Here is a 20221-nt window from a genome sequence, read left to right as displayed (position 1 = left end):
CAGTCGTCACCGGTAGACACCGATTACCTGGCCGGTCCCAACCTCAGGTTATGACTGCGGGGATCTGAGGGCGACGACGAGCAGGTCGCTCGACGGTCCTCGCAGTTCACGGCCCGCGGGCCACACGGCACGCAGGAACCGGCGCAGGTCGAGCCCCTCTGTGTGAACGCGGGCCAGTGTTCCGGCGGCGATCTCGGCGGATACCGCGAGGGAGCTGAGTACGGCCGGTGCGAGGCCGCCGATGACGGCAGCTTTGATGGCAGTGGTGGAGGACACCTCGAGCAGTGGCGCGGCGAGTGGGCCTGCAGTCCGGAGCGCACGTTCGAGCGCGAGACGTGTGCCGGACCCGGGTTCGCGGGTGACCAGCGGTGTCGCGGCCAGTTCGCTCGCCGTGATCGTTCGTCGAACCCATTGATGATCGGGGGCGACGACGACGACGAGTTCGTCGCGGGCAACGTCCTTCGAGTGGAGTCCGCTGGGCAGATCGGGGCTTTCGACGAATCCGATGTCGGCGCGGCCGTCGAGCACCGATGCGGCTACGTCGACAGAGTTTCCGGAGGTGAGAGTCGGTGTGATGGAAGTGTCGTGGGAGCGCAGTGTGATGAGCCATCGCGGTATGAGGTATTCGGCGATGGTGAGGCTCGCGGCGATACGAATGTGGCTGTGGCGGTCGGTGCGCAGCATTGCGATGCTCGTGGCGAGCTCGGCGGCTTCGGCGATGACGCGCTCGGCCCAGCCGGCGACCAGTTCGCCGGTTGCGGTGAGGGTGGCACCTCGCTGCCCGCGATGCAGGAGTGCTGCCCCGACGCGGCTTTCGAGTGCTTTCAGGCGTGCGCTCGCCGCTGGCTGCGACATGCCATGCGCAGCCCCTGCGCGTCCGATGCTTCCCAGCTCGGCGACGGACAGCAATAATTCGTAGCTGATCAGGTCGGTCACATGGGTCGGCAGGGGCACGGTGCCAGCGTAGAGACTGCGATCGTAGTGGGCACGGGGCCACGGGCGCGTTTGACGGGAAAGTCCCCATTCGAGCTCAGTGCTCGCGGGAAGTGGAACGGGGTCGCGGCACTGGATCCCGTGGTTCGTTCACCCTCACTGACGCCACCTGCACTTATCCAATTCTCGTCACCCGGGATTGCCTTGGTTCGTGCGAGTTGTTTCGAACTTCACCGGTGCTCTCGCAGCGTGAGCTGGGACAAGGCAGGGGATGAGTCGGACGTAGGCGACCATTCCGATCAGCTCCACCAGTGTCTGCGACACCACGACCACGGCAGCAAGAGACAGTGCTGGTGGCAGCGCGAGCGCCAGCGGCAGTACGACCAACGAAATCGGGTGGCGCCGGAGAAGGTCGAGGCCCGAGCATCCGGGACGTCCTGGCGGGTCACTCTGGCCGTCGCCCATCCGACAACCGCCATGATGACCAGGAACGCTACGAAGATCGGCACCGCGAAGATCGGCACCGCGGCAATCAGCTGGGAGCCTTCGGAGCGGACTGCGTCGATCTGCGACGCCACGACGACGGCAAGAGTGGCCATCATGACCGGCACCATCGCCGCGGCCATGACATCCATGATCTGTGTGCCGAGTCGGCGGCGCGTCAGGATCTGCCTTCGGCCTCGGTGATACCCGTAGGGGGTATTGCTTGGTACGGTGGCAACGTGCGTGACGGTGCTCGGCGACGATCGTCGGCCTCGTCTGCGCTCTCGGTGCTTCGGACGGTTCTGATCGCGCTCGGCGTGGTGCTGATGCACACGACCCTGCCCGTCCCCACCGCCGCGGCCCATGACGCGATGCCCGCACCAGGGCAGCCGAACAGCGTGGTCGCCCATCACTCTGCTGACACACACACCGTCGACGCCGAGACGGCGGCGGCGCACGTGCCGTGCCCGAGCGGTCACGACATGGTGCATCCGTGCATCGGGACGGTCACGTCTTTCCCTGCGATGTCGGTGCCGACCGTGACCGCCGAGTCCATGCCGACACTGGACACCGCGTCCGACCGTGTTGTCGCGATCGTGGCTCGGGCAGGTCGTGCGCCCCCGTGGGCGGTGTACTCACTGGACAAGTCGGTATTTCTTCGGGTGTGACGGGGAGTCCGGGGCCACGGTGCTCCGGCGGATCGCAGGCAGATCCACCTCGTCTCTCGTTCGTCACACCTCAGGAGTACTTCCATGCGCATCAACAGAAGAACAACCACCGTCCTCGCCGCCGCGGCGGTCGGCATCGCCCTCCTCGCAGGGTGTAGCGACGACGGATCGGGCACGTCGATGGAGGGCCACTCGATGGGCTCGTCCACCTCGATGGAGTCCTCGTCGGCGCAGTCCGCGGATCCCGCAGCGAACTTCACCGACGCCGATGTCATGTTCGCGTCGATGATGTATCCCCATCACGCGCAGGCCGTCGAGATGGCCACCATGGTCGACGGGCGCACGACGAACCCGGAGATCGTCGCCCTGGCAGGGGAGATCGCCGCCGCCCAGAAACCCGAGATGGAGCAGTTGACGTCGTGGTTGGTGCAGTGGGGTCAGCCGGCGCCGTCGTCGGACGCGAGCTCGATGGAGGGTATGGACCACGGATCGGGCAGCGGGATGATGACTCCACAGGACATGGACTCGCTGATGGCCGCGTCGGGTGCTGACTTCGACCGCCAGTGGCTGACGATGATGATCGCCCACCACCAGGGCGCGGTCGCGATGGCAGAGAAGGAGATCGCCGACGGCTCCAACACGGACGCGGTCGCGATGGCCCGCACCATCGTCGAGACGCAGAACGCCGAGATCTCCCGCATGCAGCAGCTCTTGGGCTGACCGAGAACCCGGCCGGTACCGCAGTTTCGGGTCCTGCTCGACGAACGACGTAGCCCCGCACCGATGTCGGTGCGGGGCTGCGTCGTATCGGAGGGCCGCAGGTCAGTCCCGCGGGGTACCAGTGCCGGGCCGGAGGTCGAGTCGACGGAGCAGTTGGGCGTTGGCGGCGACGATGATCGTCGACAGGGACATCAGAATCGCTCCCACGGACATCGGGAGTACGAACCCGATGGGTGCGAGCACACCGGCCGCCAAGGGCACGGAGAGCAGGTTGTATCCGGCGGCCCACCACAGGTTCTGCTTCATCTTCCGGTACGCAGCGCGGGAGAGATCGACCACCGACAGCACCGAGCGGGGGTCGTCACTGGCGAGGATCACCCCCGCGGACGCGATCGCCACATCCGTGCCTGCACCGATGGCGATGCCGACGTCGGCGCGGGCGAGGGCGGGGGCGTCGTTGACACCGTCACCGACCATCGCGACCTTCCTGCCCTCGTCCTGCAGGTCCGCCACCCGCTGCGCTTTGTCCTCCGGGCGCACCCCGGCGAAGTAGCGGTCGATACCGAGCTCACCGGCGACCGAGGCGGCGACCGCGTCGGCGTCGCCGGTGATCATGACCACCTGCACCCGCTGGGCGTGCAGATCGGCCACCGCGGCGCGGGACTCGGGGCGGATCTCGTCGGCCAGTTTCAGCGCTCCGATCACGGCGCCGTCGGCGACGACATGCAGGATGATCGCCCCGTCCCGCCGCCACCGATCGGCCACACCGAGCTCGGCCCGGCGCTCCTGCTCGAGCATCGCCGGACCACCCACCCGTACGGCGGCGCCGTCGACGACCGCGGACACCCCGACCGCAGGTGAGGACCGGAAGTCCTGCGCAGACGGGATATCGAGCCGACGGCCCTCAGCAGCGGCGACGATCGCGCGTGCCAACGGGTGCTCGGAATCCGCTTCCGCAGCTGCCGCCAGCGCCAGAACCTCCTCGACGGTGCGCCCGTCCACGGCCTCGACGTCGGTGACGGCGGGTTCGCCGCGGGTGAGAGTGCCGGTCTTGTCGAACAGCACGGTGTCGACGGTGCGCATCGACTCCAGCGCGAGGCGGTCCTTGATCAGGACGCCGCCGCGTGCGGCACGTTCGGTCGCGATGGACACCACCAACGGAATCGCCAGGCCCAGCGCGTGGGGGCAGGCGATGACCAGGACGGTGATCGTGCGGACGACCGCGTCGTCGGGGGAGCCGAGGAGGGTCCAGGCGGCCGCGGTGAGAACGGCGGCGCCGAGGGCGAACCAGAACAGCCACGCCGCGGCGATGTCCGCGATCCGCTGCGCCCGCGACGTCGAGTTCTGCGCGTCGCTGACCAGGCGCCGGATGCCGGCGAGGGTGGTGTCCTCGCCGATGGCGGACACCCTCACGCGGATCCCGGAGTCGGTGGCGACAGTGCCGGCGACGACGGTGTCCCCGTCGCTGCGGCGCACGGTGCGGGACTCGCCGGTGATCATCGACTCATCCATGCTCGCGGCCCCTGAGACGACGACACCGTCGGCCGGGACCCGGCCGCCGGGGCGCACGACCACCACGTCATCGACCTGCAGTTGCGCCGGATCCACGACGGTCACCTCACCATCGGCGTCGACCCGCTCCGCGGTGTCGGGGAGCAGCGCGGCCAGCGAGTCCAGGGCCGACGTCGTCTGCGCGAGTGAGCGCATTTCGATCCAGTGCCCCAGCAGCATGATCACGATCAGCAGTGCCAGCTCCCACCAGAAGTCGAGCTGATGATCGAGTAGACCGACACTCGCACCGAGAGACGAGACGAACGCGACGGTGATCGCCAACGCGATCAGCAGCATCATTCCCGGTGTGCGGCCGCGTATCTCGCTGACGGCACCGGTGAGGAACGGGGAGCCACCCCACACGAACATGACTGTGCCCAGCACGGGGGACACCCACCCGATCCAGGAGCTGTGCGGAAGTGAATACCCGAGGATCATCGCGAACATGTCCGACGCTGCGATCACCGGAACCGCCAAGACGACCATCACCCAGAACAACCTGCGGAACTGGCCTGCATGATCGCCGTGGCCTCCGTGGCCGCCGGCCATGTCGTGATGGTCGTGATCGTGCGAACTGTCCGTCCGGACGGTGGCCGGTGATGACTCGATCATGTCAATTCCTCAATTTCAAAGGTGTTGCTGTGCGATGCCCTGTACCGGTCGGAGATTCGGACGTGCCGTAGTCAATCGCATCGCTGCGGTCGGCTACCCGCTGTGTCCTGCTCCGCGTCGATACCCCCAGGGGGTATGTAGTCAAGACCATACGCCGCTCGGTCGGCTGTGGGAAGGTGTGCCGTCTCACTCGGTCTCGGTTCCTGCACGCATCGGATCGTGCAGCTGACGCGATTCCGCACCCTTCTGCGGCAGTATCGATGAACACCGGGATCACGATGGTGCCGACGGTTTTGCTCTCGGCCAACCGGATTGCCCGCCCGACCGCCTGAACGATGTCGACCTCCGAGCCTCGTGGGTCGATGAAGGCGACACCGTCGAGGGTGGGGACGTCGACGCCCTCGGCGAGCCATCTGGCGTTGGCCAGCACGCCGCGTTCGTCGTCGTCGAGTTGGCGGAGACGCTGAAGCTTCACGTGGCGTTCAACGGACGACATATCACCGGAGGCGAACCCGGTCACAATGTTCCGGACGGTCGTTCTTCTGCAGGCATCCAGTCGAGAACGTCGGGCATCTCGGCGGCGAATCTCTGTGCTCGCAGCACCCGCGAATGGAAGCGATGACCCGGCGGAGGTCATATTTGCGCATGGCTTCGGCCAGCCCGATCCGGCTGTGGTGTAACCGGTCCGTGGTAGCGATGAGAAGGCGATAGTCGAACCACTTCCTCGACGACTCGGAGAGGACCTTGTCGACGTCGCGCTTCGTGACGGCGTGATCGGGGCTGTACGCCTTAACCTGCACCGCCCAGGCCTTCCCGACACTGTCCTCGACCACGAGGTCGATGCCGGCGTCGCTGCCCCACCTGTGATCCCAGTCATCCCACAGCCAAACCTCCCGAACCGTGTGTCGGTAGTACGGGTCGTTCTCGAGGTACCACTTGCAGATGCGCTCGAACTGCCTGCCTCGAATGTGATTGTTTTCGGAGCAGGTGTCGTAAAGGGCAGCGAATGTGCCCATTCCGAGAACTTCAGCTGGCCGTACCGACTGGTTTGTCGCCCTCGCGTAACTACTCGAATGACTCCTCGGGACCGTTAGGGCGCAGATCCTGCGCCACACCACCCAGGAGTTGCGCGGATCAAACTAGTTGAGTGAGCTGGCGCGAGTGCTTCCGACGAGCGTCCTCTGCGGCTCCGGCAGACCTCCGGTCGAGCTTGGCGGGTTGTCCTCGGAGGTGAGGTCGTTCCCACGCATTGCACTCGGCCGGTGTGGGCCTTCGTTCAGCCGCGTTTGCTAGTGACGCGATCGTGAAGCCGAGTCGCGACTCATTGACGCGTGGCCGCAACTGTCATGCGGCTGGACCCGCGTCTGCTGCTTTGTCGATCAACGAGATACGATGTCCACCAGGGTAATACGGACTAGTCGAGTTCGACGTAGGGGATTCTCGGTGTCACGAGAGTGTCACAAGTCGGGACGGACGGAGGTGGACCGGGGCGGACGCTGATGGACGAACGCGCAGCTCAGACCGGGTTTCGTGAGTCCAGGTGAATTCACCTGATCGGGCCGTCGAAGCCTTGTAAGCGAGCGGTCTTCGGTTCAATCCCGAAAGGGGGCTCTCGATATGCCTCTGAGCAGCACGAATGCTCCGAAATGGCCCCATCTGACCTCTCGTTTCACGACTTCCGCCTGTACGTCCGTGCAGGTCCGCCACGGTCCAGGTGCGTCCGGTCACCTGCGAGAACTGCCGAAATGCGGCTCGATGTCACGAGTTGTCACAACTCATTCGTAACTCGTTCGATGGACTCGGGTGGACGTCGGTGGTGGTGGGTGGACCTCGACACCGAAGAGTCCACGACAGTCTGCGGATGCCCGCGGACTTCCGTGGACGGGAACCACTCGCTTCACGTCCGGTTGCCAAGGGCGTGGACGTGTGCGGACGTCAGTGGACGTGCGACGTTCGATTGCCGGAGCCTGGATCAACCGACAGTCACCGGGCCGAGCCATGTGGGTGGTCGTTGCTGTGACCATTGGCAATCATTCGCCACGGCATAGTTGATCGGGTGTCTGAAAACCGTTGTGCAACAGCAGATTTTGTGTCACTGGCGAGAATGGCGACAAACGTGCCTCGTTGGGCGCCGCAGCTCTACCGCCGGACGAGGTCACCGCACAGACTCTCGGGGACGACCACGTCACCCACTCCATGATCGACCGACTCGCTCGGATGCTCGGCAGGGCACCGTGGCCGCCGACACGCTCGTCCGGCGACACCAGGACAGCGAGGCGGTGAACATCGCCATCGGGATCCTCGCCGCCCGGCACGGCTGCACCGTTGCGGTGGCCTCGGCGAGGTCTCGCCGTCGGGAGTCGTTGTGCCGACGGGTTGTTCGACGAAGTCCTTGACCAGGGAGTCCTTCAGACCGAAGACGGTGTCGTGGCCGAGAAGGTCGTCGCCGCAAGAACGGCGCCATCCGCCCATGGTGTCGGCGAACGACCAGATGGTGCTGGTGGACAATGCGAATGCGCCGGTGGCGAAGGCGCCGATGAGCTGGTCCCTATCTCAGTGACACGCGCAGCGGCAGGGATCTCCAGGATCGCATCGTGTTGTTGAGATGTCGCTCGGTTTCGCCCGCAAGGCTGATCGTGGAGATCCTCGCGGCCAAGGCTGTCAGAAGGACTTCGGCTTCCAGTCGGGCGACATGTTGCCCGACGCATCGATGGATTCCCATCCCGAAACCGACATGTCCTGAAGGATCTCGGGTCAGATCGTAGCTGTCGGGCGAATCCCACCGACGGGGATCGTGGTTCGCTGCACCCAGAGACAGTAAGACTTTGGCTCCGTCCGGCACATCTGTGCCGTCGATCGACATGTCGCGCGTCGCCGTTCGATGGAAGGTTTGAACAGGAGAATCCCATCTGATTGCTTCATCGAACGCCGTGCGTGCTCGAGTGGGGTCGTCGCGCAGACGCATCCATTGCTCAGGATGTGATGCGAGGGCGTACAGAACTGCCGCCAGACCACTCGCCGTGGTGTCGAACCCAGCTGACAGCAGGGACCGTACAAGGATCGGCGCCTGCTGTTCGGTGATGTCCCCGCGGTCGGCAGCGGACCACACCTGCGCGCCGAAACCGTTGTCTGTGAGGTTCTCGCGTCGGCAGTGAGCCATCGTCCACTCCACGGACCCAGCCTCGTGGACCTTCTGTGCACTGGCTTTCATCAGCGCGCTGTCGAGAGGTCCAACGGAGTTGAACACGAAGTCGCCCAGCGGCAGGAGATGTTCACGACCTGTATCTGGTATGCCGATCTCGTCGGCAAAAATTTTCAGTGGCAGCGCGTTCGAAAGAGCATCGATTCCGTCGAATTCCGTGGAGTCCGAGAGTAGTTCGTCCACCAAGCTCTCGGCGGCGATCGACCAGCTTGCTCGAAGTTGCTGGACGGCTGGTGCTCCGAGAATCTTCGACAGCACCAGGCGAGGCGCATCGTGGCGAGGCGGGTCTGCCTCGAGAAGGGGGCTCGGCGGTCGGATGGGCTTCTCGAAACGGAAGTTCGCAATGCCGACGCCGGCTGACGATTGGTACGACTGCCAGTCCGTGAGTGCTGCACTCACGTGGTCGAATCGACCCATCGCATAGACACCGTAGCGCTCGAGATAGACGACCGGGCCGGTCTCTCGCAGATGGCGATGGAATGTGGACGGATCGGCCAGGATCTCGAGGTCGTACGGGTCTGCGTCGCTCACCGGCGCTCGGGAGGATGTAGACATACGGTCACGCCCTTTCTGCTGTTGTCTCAGAGGTCCAGCACGAGCTTGTCGGAACAGGAACTGGAGACGCACACGAACATCGAAGTCTGCGAACGGTGTTCGTCGTCATCGAGAATCGAGTCTCGGTGGTCGGGACGTCCCGCGAGGACAGTCACCTGGCACGTACCACAGGTTCCTTCGCGACACGAGGAGAGAACGTTCACCCCGCACGCGCGGACGGCGTCGAGGATGCTGCTACCGGGCCGGACCGTCACGGTTCGGCCTGAACGGGCGAGTTCGACGTCGAAGGGCGCATTGCGGACCGGGGCGCTGCGTTCTCTCGGGACGAAGCGCTCGGTGCGGAGCGTACCGAGCGGCCTGCCGGTGCAGAGTGCTTCCACTGCATCGAGGAGTCGGCCCGGCCCACATGCGTACAACTTCGTGTCGAAACCGGGTTTCTCCGATATCCACTCGGCCAGAGGAAGCAGGCCACCGCGATCCTCCGGGACGATCGTGACATCGCCACCCATATGAGAGATGTCGTCCAGGTACGCCATCGCTCGGCGAGTGCGCCCACCGTAGAGCAGTCGCCACTCCGCGCCGAGTACCTGCGCTTGCCGGATCATCGGCAGAAGTGGCGTGATGCCGATGCCTCCGGCGATGAACGCATATTTCTGTGAGGGCACCATCGGAAAGTTGTTCCTCGGTCCTCCGATGCCGATATGGTCTCCCACTTTCACGTGGTCGTGGATCAGAGCGGATCCGCCGCGTCCCTCGCTCTCTCGCAGAACTGCCACGCGATAGCTGTAAGGGTCCCACCGATCTCCGCACAACGAATACTGACGGGTCATTCCGTTCGGCAATATCAGGTCGATATGCGAGCCAGGCGTCCAGTCCGGCAGTCGTTGTCCGGAAGCGTGGCGGAGCGTCAGGGCGACGACATTCCCTGCGACCGTATTCTTTTCGCTCACGACATAGGGCGACTGCGCGGTCACGTTGCTCTGGAGTTTCAGGTCCATGTCGGATCCCCCTGGTGTTCGAAAACATGTGAAGCGATCAAGTCGAAAGACCTGGATCGTGCGATGAGAGACTCGGGAACAGGCGTCGCCTTTCGTGTGACGTCCGGCCGGCAGCGACGCCGTGCTGCCCGTTTCGGTGGACCAGCACTGCCGTCATGGCGCGAGGACAGACTGTGTCAGGAATGCAGCGGTGTCCTGTCGGATCTGTTCGGCCACCGCAGCGGGTCGCGAGAGAAACGGGTTGTGCCCGGTGTCGAATCTGGTTGTCCTGCCCGTGTGTTCACTCATCGACTGTTGTATCGAAGGATCCAGTGAACGGTCCTGCTCGCAGAGAATGTAGCTGGTGGGAACTGATTTCCAGATTGCATCCCGCAAAGGGTGTGCGGCCGAATCGAGACTTTGGTGGGTCAGTCGTCGGCCGTATTCCGCGGCTCGCTCCGGAGGGAGGTCGTGGTAGAAGATCTCCTCCGGGCGGAGTGCATCCACGTACCCCTCGCTGGGGTGGACATCCCACCAGTCGGGAAGTCCGTGCTCCCCGGCGAGGCTCGCCACGGACTGCCCTACGTCCAGCACCCATGCCGCGATGTACACCACCCCGATGACGTTGTCCAAGCCGCACAACGCCTGGGTTGTCGGAAGTCCTCCGTACGAGTGGGCGACCACGACCACCGGTTCGGTGATCGATCGGACCATCGAGCGAATGGTGTCGACGTCGTCGTCGAACGACCCGAGTTTCGCAGGGTCGTGCCCGGAGGAGGGGAGTTCGACAGCGTCGACAGTGTGGTCGGTCATCTCGGCTCGGAGGTCGTCCCACACCCACGCGCCGTGCCACGCGCCGTGAACAAGAACTACGGTCGGATTCTTCTGATTGTGCGTCATGACAGTCCGTTTCCTAGGGGTGAGGGGATGGTTCCAGTGCAAGGCTTGTGTACTCACGTCGCCACAGCTGCAGTGGTCAACCGCGTGAGTGATCGACGGCCGCCGTGACTGTTCTGTTCGATGTCGCGGCCGGGCGCGCTGCCCGGACAGCGTCGAGGTCACGGCCGGAGTGCTCGGGCAACGACAGGGCGGCCCATGCACTCGCTACCGAGATCACCACCAGGAACAGCGCTATCGGCCAGGTGTTCGTGCCGCCGCCCGCGGCTGCGAGCAGCGTTGTAGCGATGAGGGGGGAGAATCCGGAACCGATGGTCTGCGCAAGTTGGTAACTGGTGGACACTGCGGTGTACCGGACCTCGGTCGGGAACAATTCGGTGAGCATCACCGGTGCGACCCCGTTGACCGACGTCATCACGAATCCGAGATAGAGCGACACGGTGATGACCATCGTCGCGGTGCTACCCGTGTTGACGAGGTGGAAGATGGGAAAGGCCAGGACTGCGGTTGCAGAGATCCCGGCGATGATGACCGGGCGACGTCCTATCTTGTCTGAGAGCGCGGCATAGACCGGCGTCATGACGATGCTCGACAGGGTGCCCAGGAGTACTGCGGTCAGAGCAGCGGAGCGTGAGTGCCCGATCGTCGGCGTGTACGAGAGAAAGAAGATCGCGAAAACGCCCATCCCGCAATACGGTCCGATCTGAAACAGGATCGACTTCAGCAGCGTGGCCGGCTCGGAACGGGTCAAGGCCAGGATCGGGGTTCCCTGTGCGGGAGCCTTCGTGGCCGAGCGGTTGTCCTCGAAGACCGGGCTTTCGGAGATGCGGGCCCTGAAGTACATGCCCAGAGCGAGCAGGCCGAAGCTGCACAAGAAGGGCACCCGCCAGCCCCAGCTGAGCATCTGATCCTCGGGCAGCGAGGCAACCCACAGCATGGCTCCGGTGGCGAGGACCGATCCGGTAGGGGCTCCCATTGCGGCAGAACTGCTTGCAAGGCCTCGCTTTTCAGTACTCGCATGCTCGGACACCATCAGTACCGCGCCGCCGTACTCGCCGCCGACCGCGAAGCCCTGCACCAGGCGCAACATGACGAGCAGCAGCGGTGCCGCCGCGCCTATGCGGTCGTAGGTCGGTAACAGGCCGATCACACCACTGGTGATTCCCATCGTGACCATGGTCACCACCATCACGTTCTTTCGGCCGAAGCGATCTCCGAAGTGCCCGAAGACCATGGCGCCGACGAACCGGGCTGCGTAGCCGGCGGCCAATGTCGCGAGAGCGACGAGAGTGCCGACGACCGGGCTCAGGTTCGAGAAGAAGACTCGATTGAACACGAGGGCAGCGGCGGTGCCGTAGAGGAGAAAGTCGTAGTACTCGATCGTCGTCCCGAGGTAGCTGGACAGTGCGACGCGGCGGACGTACGAGGGTGATCGATCTGGTCCGAGGGTGCTCATGGGCAGTCCTTTCGAGGATCAGCGACGGCGTTGCGGCCGCTACTCGACGCGTGATGTGACTCACATTTGTCGGCTGCGAGCAACGTACATCACATGCAATATTGAATGCAATAGACAGTTGTGCCGACCTTGTCATCTAAATAACTGCAGCTCAGAGCTATTGCATTCAATCTTGAATGCAGCGTATGGTTCAGATCACACGGTCGGTCGTCTGTGATCGACGCCCACGAAAGAGAGACACATCGATGGTTGTGACAGCTGCCGAACGCACACCAGCCACCGGCGCGACCCCGACCGAACGCTTCTCCGCTGCCACGGCGCACGAGGCGGCCGGCCGGATCGGCGCGCTTCCGGCCCGGATTCGGCCCGCCTACGACGGTGCGGAGATCTACGGCCCCGCCTACCCGGTGCTGTGTCCGGTGGGGGACAACCTGTGGCTGCACCGCGCTGTCGCCGAAGCGTCTCCGGGAGACGTGCTGGTGGTTCAGACGACCGCCGGCGCGGAGTACGGCTACTGGGGCGAGATCCTCAGCGAAGCCGCGCGCGCCCGCGGCTTGGGCGGACTGGTTCTCGATGGAGGTGTCCGAGACGTGGGCGCTCTCGCGCAGGTCGGCTTTCCCGTCTTCTCCTCGTCGATCTGCATCAACGGCACCATCAAGGATCCCGATGCACCGGGCAGGCTGGGTGGCCCGATTCGACTGGGCGCCTACCGAATTGCTCGCGGCGACGTCATCGTCGGTGATGTCGACGGTGTCGTGGTCATCCCCCGAGATCAGTGGCCCGAGGTGCAGAAAGCCTCGCGGGAGCGTGAGGAGAAGGAGGCCGCGATCATCGCCGAGATTCGATCCGGCGCCTCCACCCTCGACCTGTACTCCTTGCCCCGCTGACATCCCCTTCCCGCCGGTGGTCGGTGCACCGACGCCGTGTGTCTCACTCACGAAAGAGGTTTTCCGTGTTCATGTTTCACGCTACAACAGTCAAAAACGAGGTCGATGCACGATGAGTCGAATCGTGGCCGTCGTCGGCACTTCTCACAGCCCGATGCTCGGCATGGAGCCAGAGCGCATGTGGAATCTGCGTGCCGAGAACGACGCGGCAGGCGAGTACGACCTGTACGACCGCCGGGGAGCTGTTCGCACCTTCGAGGAACTCGTCGCCGCGGCTGACGGCCGATACGACGACGAACTGTCCCTCCAGACCTGGAACGCGAAGTACGACGCAGCATCGGCCTGTGTGGACCGCCTTCGCAAGGACCTGATCGCGCTCGAGCCCGACCTGCTCATCGTCATCGGCGATGATCAGGAGGAACTGTTCACGGCCCGAAACCAGCCTGCGATCGCGGTGTATCACGGCGAGAAGATCGAGACGCACAAGCCGATCGAGATGGGAAACGCTCTGCTGAGCCAGGTACAGCGCAACCTCGGCATGGACGGCGAGATATACCCTGCACATCCGACGGCCGCGCTCCACGTCATCGAGGAGTTGATCTCCCGCGATTTCGACATTGCGTCGAGCTCGGAAACCGAGACCGAAGGTGGCTTCGGCCACGCCTTCGCGTGGGTGGTGGGCAAGATGCTGAAGAACGTCACCATTCCGATGGTGCCGGTACTGATCAACACATACTTCCCGCCCAATCAGCCGACACCCGGCCGGTGCTACGACCTCGGCCGTGCTCTGGCCGGTGCGGTCGACTCTCTGCCCGGTGACCTTCGAGTCGCCGTCGTCGCCTCGGGCGGGTTGAGCCACTTCGTGGTCGACGACGAGCTCGACCGTCGCATCCTCGACGCCATGATCGACCACGACGAAGCTACTCTGCGCGCTCTGCCTGTCGAGCAGCTGAACTCCGGTACGTCCGAGGTTCGCAACTGGATCGCCGCTGCCGGCGCAGCACAAGACCTCGACCACCGCTGGAGCGAATACATCCCCGCCTGGCGTAGTCCCGCCGGCACCGGTATCGGTCTCGCGTTCGGGCTCTGGACATGAGCGAGTGCGGACGGCTTGCCGCGCTCGACACCTGTGCGGTCTCGGACGCGCTCGACGCGCTACGACTACCGGGTGCGGCACTGGGTCTGCATGCGGTGTCCGGTGAGCGTCGGATCGCGGGACGCGCCGTGACTGTCGATCTCGTCGAAGCAGAGGGTGCCGGCGCCGCGCCGAGGCATCTGTGCACCGCCGCAGTAGATGCCTCCGGACCGGACACGATCATCGTGGTCGCGCATCACGGACGCTCACACGTCGCGGGTTGGGGCGGCGTGCTGTCCGCCGGAGCCGTCGCTCGCGGTAGCGAAGGCGTGATCGTCGACGGTGCAGTACGGGACCTCGATGAGGCCCGCCAGTTCGGACTGACCGTGTACGCGGCGACGTCGGTACCCGTCACCGCACGCACACGCATCGTCGAACGAGCGTGGGATGTGCCGGTCGAGATCGCCGGCGTCCGAGTCGAACCGGGCGATTACGTACTTGCCGACGGCAGCGGAGTGGTCTTCGTTCCGCGCGATCGTATCGACGAGGTACTCGCCATTGCCGAGAGGATCGCCGCCAAGGAGGCCCTCATGCTCGCCCGTGTCCGAGAGGGCGAATCGATGGCGACTGTCATGAGCGCCGACTACGAAACCATGCTCGATCGAGAGGCAAGCCGATGACCGACCATGCGCAGATCACCGAAGACCTGTCCGCGCTCGACACGAGTCACCTCAGCGACGCACTGGACAAACTCGGCCTCGCCGGACAGTGCGCGGGGCTGCTCCCCCTCGATCGCACGGTTCGTCTCGTCGGTCGGGCCTTCACCGTTCGCTATGTCCCGGTGGGGGACGATGGCGGAACAGTCGGTGACTACATCGACGACCTCGACCCCGGCACCGTTGTCGTCCTGGACAACGCGGGGCGCCTCGACACGACAGTGTGGGGTGATCTCCTCACCGCGACCGCATCTCATCGCGGTGTGTCCGGGACCGTCATCGACGGAGTGTGCCGTGACTCCGATTGCGCAGTAGAGCTGAACTACCCGGTGTTCAGCCGTTCGCGGTGGATGCGAACCGGCAAGGACCGCGTACGGGTGGACGGCTACAACGTGCCGGTGTCCGTCGGCGGGGTACGGGTCGAACAAGGGGACTGGCTCGTCGGCGACGCCGACGGGGTCGTCTCCATCCCGCTCGGCCGGGTCGGCGAGGTCATCGACCTCGCGTCCGGAATTCGCGACACCGAGGACGTCATTCGACGCGCCGTCCGATCAGGACAGTCGCTGACCGACGCGCGCCGCGCGCACGGATACCACACTCTGCAGACCCGACGGAAAGGCTGACCGGCATGGCTCTCGCCGACATCGCCGATGTCGTGATCGTGGGCGGTGGCCCTGCGGGGTTGACGGCCGCGATCCAACTCGCGCAACTGGGAATCGACGTCACCGTCTACGAGCGACGTGCCACCACGTCGCACCTTCCGCGAGCACACCTGCTCAACCAGCGCACGATGGAGATCTTCGACGCGATGGGGGTGGCGGACGACGTGTACGCCCTGTCACCGCCCGAGGACCGATGGCACCGTGTCGGCTGGTACACCTCGCTCGCCGGCGACCGACCGGGACAAGGCAAGGAAATTGGCCACATCGACGCCTGGGGAGGGGGCGCGGACCGCGAGCGGTATGCAGCAGCCAGCCCCAATCGATACGCCAACGTTCCGCAGATGCGCCTCGACCCGCTGCTCCGGACACACGCAGACCTGCACTGCGCGGGCAAGATCCACTACGGACACGAGGTGCGTGACCTCCGGCAACGCGATGGCTATGTCGAGCTCGACATAGTCGAGATAGCTTCGGGTTCCACGCATACGGTGCGAGCTCGTTACGTCATCGCCGCCGACGGTGGGCGAGTGTGCTCGACACTGCTCGGCGTGTCGATGGAAGGGCCGACACAGCTTCTGGACATGGTCAGCATGCACGTCACCGCAGACCTGTCCTCATGGGCCGTCGACGACCAGGTACTGCTCTACTACTTCGTCGATCCCAGTGGTTCGGGTTCCTTTCGAGGGAGCATCTGCGCCATGGGGCCCGACACGTGGGGGACAGAATCTCGCGAGTGGGCATTCCACCAGGCGTTCTCCTGGGGAGACCCCGCAGCCAAGGACACCGACACCCTCGTCGCTCGTGTCCGGGACATGCTGGGTATCCCGGATCTGCGCTTCGATGTCCACGCCATCAGCCATTGGGAGTTCGAAGGAGTGACTGCCGCGCAGTACCGTGTCGGCGACGTGTTCCTGGTGGGCAATGCGGCCCACCGCCATCCGCCGACCGGTGGGCTCGGACTCAATACCGCGGTGCAAGACGTCGACAATCTGGTCTGGAAGTTGTATCAGGTACTGCGCGGGCACGCCGGCGACGAACTGCTGGACACCTACGACGCAGAGCGCCGCCCGGTCGGCCTGTTCAACGTCCGTCATTCGCTGGAGAACGTCGGCGGTCATCGACGCGTCGCAGCAGCACTGGGATTGAGTGCGGGCATCTCGACCGACGAGGGCTGGGCCGCCATCGACGCGTGGCTCGCACCGGATGCCGAAGGGGAGCGGCGCCGCGCCGATGTCGCCGATGCGGTGGCCTCCAACGCAGACGATTACGGCCAGCTCAATGTCGAACTGGGCTTTCACTATTCGGAAGGCGCTGTCGTCCCCGACGGCAGCGCCCCACCGGTCCCGAGCAACCCGTTACGGGACTACATTCCGACCAGCCGGCCGGGCCACCATCTGCCGCACGCACGGATCGACCAGAGCGCGTCGGCCGGATCGACTCTCGATCTGATAGATCGCCGGCGGTTCACCCTGCTCGTCGATCCTCGGACCGCACAGATCTGGACCGATGCCGTCGCCGCACGACACTTGCCCGTCGAGGTCGTCGCCATCGGCGGAGACGGCTCGGACGAACGGCCGGGAAGTTGGACACGACTACGCGAAGTGGATTCCGGCGGTGCAATTCTCGTTCGTCCCGACCGCCATGTTGCATGGCGGGCGATGACACTGCCGTCCGAACCGGGATCCGACCTTGCTGCTGCGCTGCACACACTCACACGCACGGAAGGAGCGCTGGCATGAACGACTCGGTCCCTGTGATCGATGACGTGATCTCCGCCCGTCGACATTCGGTGGCAGACGTCCTGCACCGCACCGCGAGGCGAGTCCCGACCAAGACGGCACTCGTCAGCGGCGATCGCGTCATCGACTACCGCGAACTCGACACCTCGGTCGATGTGGTCGCCGGGGCACTCCATGCCCGTGGTGTCCGCCGCGGCGATCGAGTTGCGATTCTTTCGCGCAACAATTGGCAGTTCGTCGTGCTCACCTACGCCACAGCGCGGCTGGGTGTCATCCTCGTCCCGATCAATTTCATGCTCACCGCAGACGAGATCGCGTTCATCCTCGGCAACAGCGAGATCGCAGTCATGGTCACCGAACCGGCGTTCGTACCGGCTGCCGAGCGAGCACTCGCCGTCTACGATCGGCCTCTGGCGGCGAGGGCAGTCATCGGGGCCACCGACGACCACACCGGCTGGGAGCCATTCGAGTCCTGGCTCAGGGTAGGCGACGTCGCTCCCGATGTGGTTGTCGGAGACGATGATCCGGTACGGATCATGTACACATCGGGTACCGAGTCGCGTCCCAAAGGCGCACTGTTGTCCAACCGCGCGCTGATAGCGCAGTACACCAGTTGCATCATCGATGGCGGAATGGCGAGCGAGGACGTCGATCTGCACACCTTGCCGCTGTATCACTGCGCGCAACTCGATTGCTTCCTCGGCCCCGACATCTACCTCGGAGCAACGAGCATCATCCTTCCCGCGCCCGACCCCGACAAGATCCTGGCGGCGATCGAGACCCATGGTGTCACCAAGTTCTTCGCACCACCGACGGTGTGGATCTCGCTGCTGCGATCTCCGAACTTCGATCGAACGGACCTGTCGTCTCTTCGCAAGGGGTACTACGGCGCATCCGCGATGCCCGCCGAAGTGCTGCGAGAGATTCTCGAGCGCTTACCAGACGTGCGGCTGTGGAACTTCTACGGACAGACCGAATTGGCCCCGGTCGCAACGATCCTCGGTCCCGATGATCAGGTGAGTCATCCTGGTTCCGCCGGCCGCCCGGTGCTCAACGTCGAGACTGTCGTCGTGGACGAGAACAACACCGTTCTTCCGGTCGGAGAGATCGGGGAGGTCGCTCACCGCAGTCCACAAGCCACCCTCGGCTACTGGCGTGATCCGGCGCGCACCTCGGAAGCGTTCCGCGGCGGCTGGTTTCACTCAGGTGATCTGGGCTACTTCGACGCCGACGGCAGGTTGAGCATCGTCGACCGTAAGAAGGACATGATCAAGTCCGGCGGGGAGAACGTCGCCAGCCGCGAGGTCGAGGAAGCGATCTATCTCCATCCGGGTGTCGCCGAGGTCGCCGTCTTCGCGATCGCGCATCCCAAGTGGGTCGAGGCCGTTTGTGCGGTGGTCGTGGCCAAGCCGGGAACCGTCCTGGACGAGGCGTCGGTGCGCGCGCATTGCTCAAAGCGGTTAGCGGGCTTCAAGATTCCCAAACACGTCGTGATCGTCGACTCCTTGCCGAAGAACCCGAGCGGAAAGATTCTCAAGCGCGACCTACGCACCACCTTCGCCGACCTCGCAACCGCAGCCGACCTCGCAACCACAGCCGACCTCGCAACCACGGAGAGATGACCGATGACACGTCGATCGATCGAAATTCCCGGCCTCCACCACGGCAGAGCCCCCATCCCGCAGGCCTCGCTGGTGGGTCCGTTGTTGACCTCGAGCGGAATCAACGGACTCGACCCCGACAGCGGAGCCGTACCCGAGACCGTGGACGCGCAGGTAGCACTGATCTTCTCCAACATCGGCCGCATCCTCGACAAGGCGGGCGGCACCACGGACGACATCGCCAAGCTCACGTTCTTCGTGCGCGACCGGGCGGCACGGGCGGTCATCGATCCGCACTGGGTGGCGATGTTCCCCGACGAGGTCAGCCGCCCGGCACGGCACACCCTCGAGTACCCGCTTGCCGACCCGCTGCTCATCCAGTGCGAACTCATCGCGTACGTCGGCGACGCCTGACACCCCGCGTGACCCACACGATCGAACTACCCCCAGACACGAGGAACATGATGATCATCGACTCACACGCCCACATCGTGGCACCCGACGGTTTGTACGCCTTTCGTGCGAACCTGATGGCCGACGGTGGGTATCACATCGGGCAACCCAAGATCAGTGACGACTCACTGGCCGCGTGTGCGCACAGCAACGTCGAGACCATGGACGCTGTCGGCACCGACGTGCAACTGCTGTCCCCGCGCCCGTATCACCAGGGTCATTCGATGAAACCCGCACGGCTGGTGGACGCGTGGATCCGCGCGAACAACGACGTCATAGCGCGCACCGTGGAGATGCACCCGAAGCGGTTCGCTGGTGTGGCCGGTCTGCCCATCACACCCGACGAGCCGGTCGAACGTGCATTCCCGGAACTGCGCCGTACCGTCGAGGAGCTCGGATTCGTCGGGGTGACCGTGAATCCGGATCCCCACGAAGGCACCGGCACAGCGCCGGCCCTCGGCGACCCCTACTGGTATCCGCTGTTCGAGCAGCTCGTCGAACTGAAGGTTCCGATGCAGGTGCACTCGGCCGGGTGTTACAACGGCCGTGAGACCTACAGCGAACACTTCATCACCGAGGAATCGGTCGCGATTCTGTCGATGATCCGGGGAAAGGTGTTCGAACGCTTTCCGACGTTGAACGTGATGATCTCGCATGGCGGTGGCTCCGTGCCGTATCAGCTCGGTCGATGGCAGGCTGAACATCTTCATCCCGGACTCGGCGGCGACCCGCACGCGCCACGCTTCGAAGACCACCTGAAGCATTTCCATTTCGACACCGTTCTGCACTATTCACCTGCACTCGAGCTGCTGCTCAAGACTGTCGGGTCGGACCGAGTGCTCTTCGGAACGGAACGTCCCGGTAGCGGCTCGACCGAGAACCCTGAAACGGGGCGCCCTTTCGACGATTTGAAGCCGGTCATCGAGGGCTTCGACTTTCTCGACGAGACCGACCGCAGAAGAGTGTTCGAAGAGAACGCGCGACGCGTCTTCCCACGGCTGAAGGTCTGAACTGCGCGGAGTGCACCTCCTGTC

19 protein-coding genes and 1 pseudogene are annotated in these 20221 nt (G+C 64.6%); 11 read left to right on the top strand and 9 right to left on the bottom strand.

Annotated features, from left to right (window positions below; translation table 11 throughout):
• Window positions 1-48: 48 nt before the first annotated feature.
• Window positions 49-954 carry a LysR family transcriptional regulator gene (locus tag IEW02_RS24320; protein WP_229746301.1) on the bottom strand — a complete coding sequence of 302 codons (906 nt, stop codon included), beginning with the start codon at window positions 952-954 and terminating at the stop codon, window positions 49-51.
• A gap of 278 nt (window positions 955-1232) precedes the next feature.
• Window positions 1233-1559, bottom strand: coding sequence for a hypothetical protein (locus IEW02_RS24315; RefSeq protein WP_371829995.1), 327 nt, complete (start codon window positions 1557-1559; stop codon window positions 1233-1235).
• A 96-nt stretch (window positions 1560-1655) separates the two neighbouring features.
• On the opposite strand from IEW02_RS24315, the gene IEW02_RS24310 reads away from it, so the two are divergent.
• Together IEW02_RS24310 and IEW02_RS24305 are read left to right on the top strand one after the other, a co-directional pair.
• Window positions 1656-2084 carry a hypothetical protein gene (locus IEW02_RS24310; RefSeq protein WP_162245349.1) on the top strand — a complete coding sequence of 143 codons (429 nt, stop codon included), beginning with the start codon at window positions 1656-1658 and terminating at the stop codon, window positions 2082-2084.
• Window positions 2085-2168: 84 nt separating this feature from the next.
• Window positions 2169-2804 carry a DUF305 domain-containing protein gene (locus tag IEW02_RS24305; RefSeq protein WP_042574315.1) on the top strand — a complete coding sequence of 212 codons (636 nt, stop codon included), beginning with the start codon at window positions 2169-2171 and terminating at the stop codon, window positions 2802-2804.
• A 102-nt stretch (window positions 2805-2906) separates the two neighbouring features.
• Here the strand turns inward: IEW02_RS24305 and IEW02_RS24300 are convergent, their stop codons facing one another.
• The 7 genes from IEW02_RS24300 to IEW02_RS24275 form a co-directional block, all read right to left on the bottom strand.
• Window positions 2907-4967 carry a heavy metal translocating P-type ATPase gene (locus tag IEW02_RS24300; RefSeq protein ID WP_082518146.1) on the bottom strand — a complete coding sequence of 687 codons (2061 nt, stop codon included), beginning with the start codon at window positions 4965-4967 and terminating at the stop codon, window positions 2907-2909.
• Window position 4968: 1 nt separating this feature from the next.
• Window positions 4969-5442 (bottom strand): helicase-related protein, encoded by a 474-nt coding sequence (locus IEW02_RS25285; RefSeq protein WP_229746300.1) that lies wholly within the window; start codon window positions 5440-5442, stop codon window positions 4969-4971.
• A gap of 22 nt (window positions 5443-5464) precedes the next feature.
• A complete protein-coding gene (locus IEW02_RS25280; protein WP_042574318.1) occupies window positions 5465-5983 on the bottom strand; it encodes a restriction endonuclease in 519 nt (172 codons plus the stop codon).
• A gap of 1532 nt (window positions 5984-7515) precedes the next feature.
• Window positions 7516-8724 carry a cytochrome P450 gene (locus IEW02_RS24290; RefSeq protein WP_188547920.1) on the bottom strand — a complete coding sequence of 403 codons (1209 nt, stop codon included), beginning with the start codon at window positions 8722-8724 and terminating at the stop codon, window positions 7516-7518.
• A gap of 26 nt (window positions 8725-8750) precedes the next feature.
• The gene (locus IEW02_RS24285) at window positions 8751-9722 is read right to left on the bottom strand and encodes a PDR/VanB family oxidoreductase (protein ID WP_188547918.1); all 972 of its coding nucleotides are present in this window, start codon (window positions 9720-9722) and stop codon (window positions 8751-8753) included.
• A 153-nt stretch (window positions 9723-9875) separates the two neighbouring features.
• Window positions 9876-10601, bottom strand: coding sequence for an alpha/beta hydrolase (locus IEW02_RS24280; RefSeq protein WP_188547916.1), 726 nt, complete (start codon window positions 10599-10601; stop codon window positions 9876-9878).
• Window positions 10602-10677: 76 nt separating this feature from the next.
• Window positions 10678-12054 (bottom strand): MFS transporter, encoded by a 1377-nt coding sequence (locus IEW02_RS24275; RefSeq protein ID WP_188547914.1) that lies wholly within the window; start codon window positions 12052-12054, stop codon window positions 10678-10680.
• A gap of 245 nt (window positions 12055-12299) precedes the next feature.
• On the opposite strand from IEW02_RS24275, the gene IEW02_RS24270 reads away from it, so the two are divergent.
• From IEW02_RS24270 to IEW02_RS24235, 9 genes and pseudogenes are all read left to right on the top strand, one after another.
• A complete protein-coding gene (locus IEW02_RS24270) occupies window positions 12300-12941 on the top strand; it encodes a 4-carboxy-4-hydroxy-2-oxoadipate aldolase/oxaloacetate decarboxylase (RefSeq protein ID WP_188547912.1) in 642 nt (213 codons plus the stop codon).
• A 112-nt stretch (window positions 12942-13053) separates the two neighbouring features.
• Complete coding sequence (locus IEW02_RS24265) at window positions 13054-14037, top strand: DODA-type extradiol aromatic ring-opening family dioxygenase (RefSeq protein WP_188547910.1); 984 nt, start codon at window positions 13054-13056, stop codon at window positions 14035-14037.
• A complete protein-coding gene (locus IEW02_RS24260) occupies window positions 14034-14696 on the top strand; it encodes an RraA family protein (RefSeq protein ID WP_188547908.1) in 663 nt (220 codons plus the stop codon). Before IEW02_RS24265 ends, IEW02_RS24260 begins: the two co-directional genes overlap by 4 nt.
• Window positions 14693-15355: an RraA family protein gene (locus IEW02_RS24255; protein WP_188547906.1), complete on the top strand. Its 663-nt coding sequence runs from the start codon at window positions 14693-14695 to the stop codon at window positions 15353-15355. Before IEW02_RS24260 ends, IEW02_RS24255 begins: the two co-directional genes overlap by 4 nt.
• 5 nt (window positions 15356-15360) lie before the next feature.
• Window positions 15361-16461: pseudogene (locus tag IEW02_RS25510) on the top strand (FAD-dependent oxidoreductase); the annotation flags it as partial.
• 177 nt (window positions 16462-16638) lie between these two features.
• Window positions 16639-17133 carry an aromatic-ring hydroxylase C-terminal domain-containing protein gene (locus IEW02_RS25505; RefSeq protein ID WP_371829997.1) on the top strand — a complete coding sequence of 165 codons (495 nt, stop codon included), beginning with the start codon at window positions 16639-16641 and terminating at the stop codon, window positions 17131-17133.
• Entirely contained in the window at window positions 17130-18755 is a 1626-nt protein-coding gene (locus tag IEW02_RS24245) for a fatty acyl-CoA synthetase (RefSeq protein ID WP_188547902.1), read from the top strand. Before IEW02_RS25505 ends, IEW02_RS24245 begins: the two co-directional genes overlap by 4 nt.
• Before the next feature lie 3 nt (window positions 18756-18758).
• Entirely contained in the window at window positions 18759-19148 is a 390-nt protein-coding gene (locus tag IEW02_RS24240) for a RidA family protein (RefSeq protein WP_188547900.1), read from the top strand.
• Window positions 19149-19195: 47 nt separating this feature from the next.
• Window positions 19196-20197, top strand: coding sequence for an amidohydrolase family protein (locus IEW02_RS24235; protein WP_229746299.1), 1002 nt, complete (start codon window positions 19196-19198; stop codon window positions 20195-20197).
• Window positions 20198-20221 lie beyond the last annotated feature (24 nt).

This window comes from Rhodococcoides trifolii (genome assembly GCF_014635345.1).
Classification (GTDB): domain Bacteria; phylum Actinomycetota; class Actinomycetes; order Mycobacteriales; family Mycobacteriaceae; genus Rhodococcoides; species Rhodococcoides trifolii.
The sequence above is the reverse complement of the archived record's forward strand: the minus strand, read 5'-3'. Positions and strand labels throughout refer to the sequence as shown.

Coding starts and splice junctions, on each gene's coding strand:
- IEW02_RS24255 (WP_188547906.1), top strand. CDS start 14,693: ATGACCGACCATGCGCAGATCACCGAAGACCTGTCCGCGCTCGACACG.
- IEW02_RS24275 (WP_188547914.1), bottom strand. CDS start 12,054: ATGAGCACCCTCGGACCAGATCGATCACCCTCGTACGTCCGCCGCGTC.
- IEW02_RS24315 (WP_371829995.1), bottom strand. CDS start 1,559: ATGGCCGCGGCGATGGTGCCGGTCATGATGGCCACTCTTGCCGTCGTC.
- IEW02_RS25280 (WP_042574318.1), bottom strand. CDS start 5,983: ATGGGCACATTCGCTGCCCTTTACGACACCTGCTCCGAAAACAATCAC.
- IEW02_RS24260 (WP_188547908.1), top strand. CDS start 14,034: ATGAGCGAGTGCGGACGGCTTGCCGCGCTCGACACCTGTGCGGTCTCG.
- IEW02_RS24270 (WP_188547912.1), top strand. CDS start 12,300: ATGGTTGTGACAGCTGCCGAACGCACACCAGCCACCGGCGCGACCCCG.
- IEW02_RS24265 (WP_188547910.1), top strand. CDS start 13,054: ATGAGTCGAATCGTGGCCGTCGTCGGCACTTCTCACAGCCCGATGCTC.
- IEW02_RS24235 (WP_229746299.1), top strand. CDS start 19,196: ATGATGATCATCGACTCACACGCCCACATCGTGGCACCCGACGGTTTG.
- IEW02_RS24305 (WP_042574315.1), top strand. CDS start 2,169: ATGCGCATCAACAGAAGAACAACCACCGTCCTCGCCGCCGCGGCGGTC.
- IEW02_RS24245 (WP_188547902.1), top strand. CDS start 17,130: ATGAACGACTCGGTCCCTGTGATCGATGACGTGATCTCCGCCCGTCGA.
- IEW02_RS24290 (WP_188547920.1), bottom strand. CDS start 8,724: ATGTCTACATCCTCCCGAGCGCCGGTGAGCGACGCAGACCCGTACGAC.
- IEW02_RS24280 (WP_188547916.1), bottom strand. CDS start 10,601: ATGACGCACAATCAGAAGAATCCGACCGTAGTTCTTGTTCACGGCGCG.
- IEW02_RS24285 (WP_188547918.1), bottom strand. CDS start 9,722: ATGGACCTGAAACTCCAGAGCAACGTGACCGCGCAGTCGCCCTATGTC.
- IEW02_RS24240 (WP_188547900.1), top strand. CDS start 18,759: ATGACACGTCGATCGATCGAAATTCCCGGCCTCCACCACGGCAGAGCC.
- IEW02_RS24300 (WP_082518146.1), bottom strand. CDS start 4,967: ATGATCGAGTCATCACCGGCCACCGTCCGGACGGACAGTTCGCACGAT.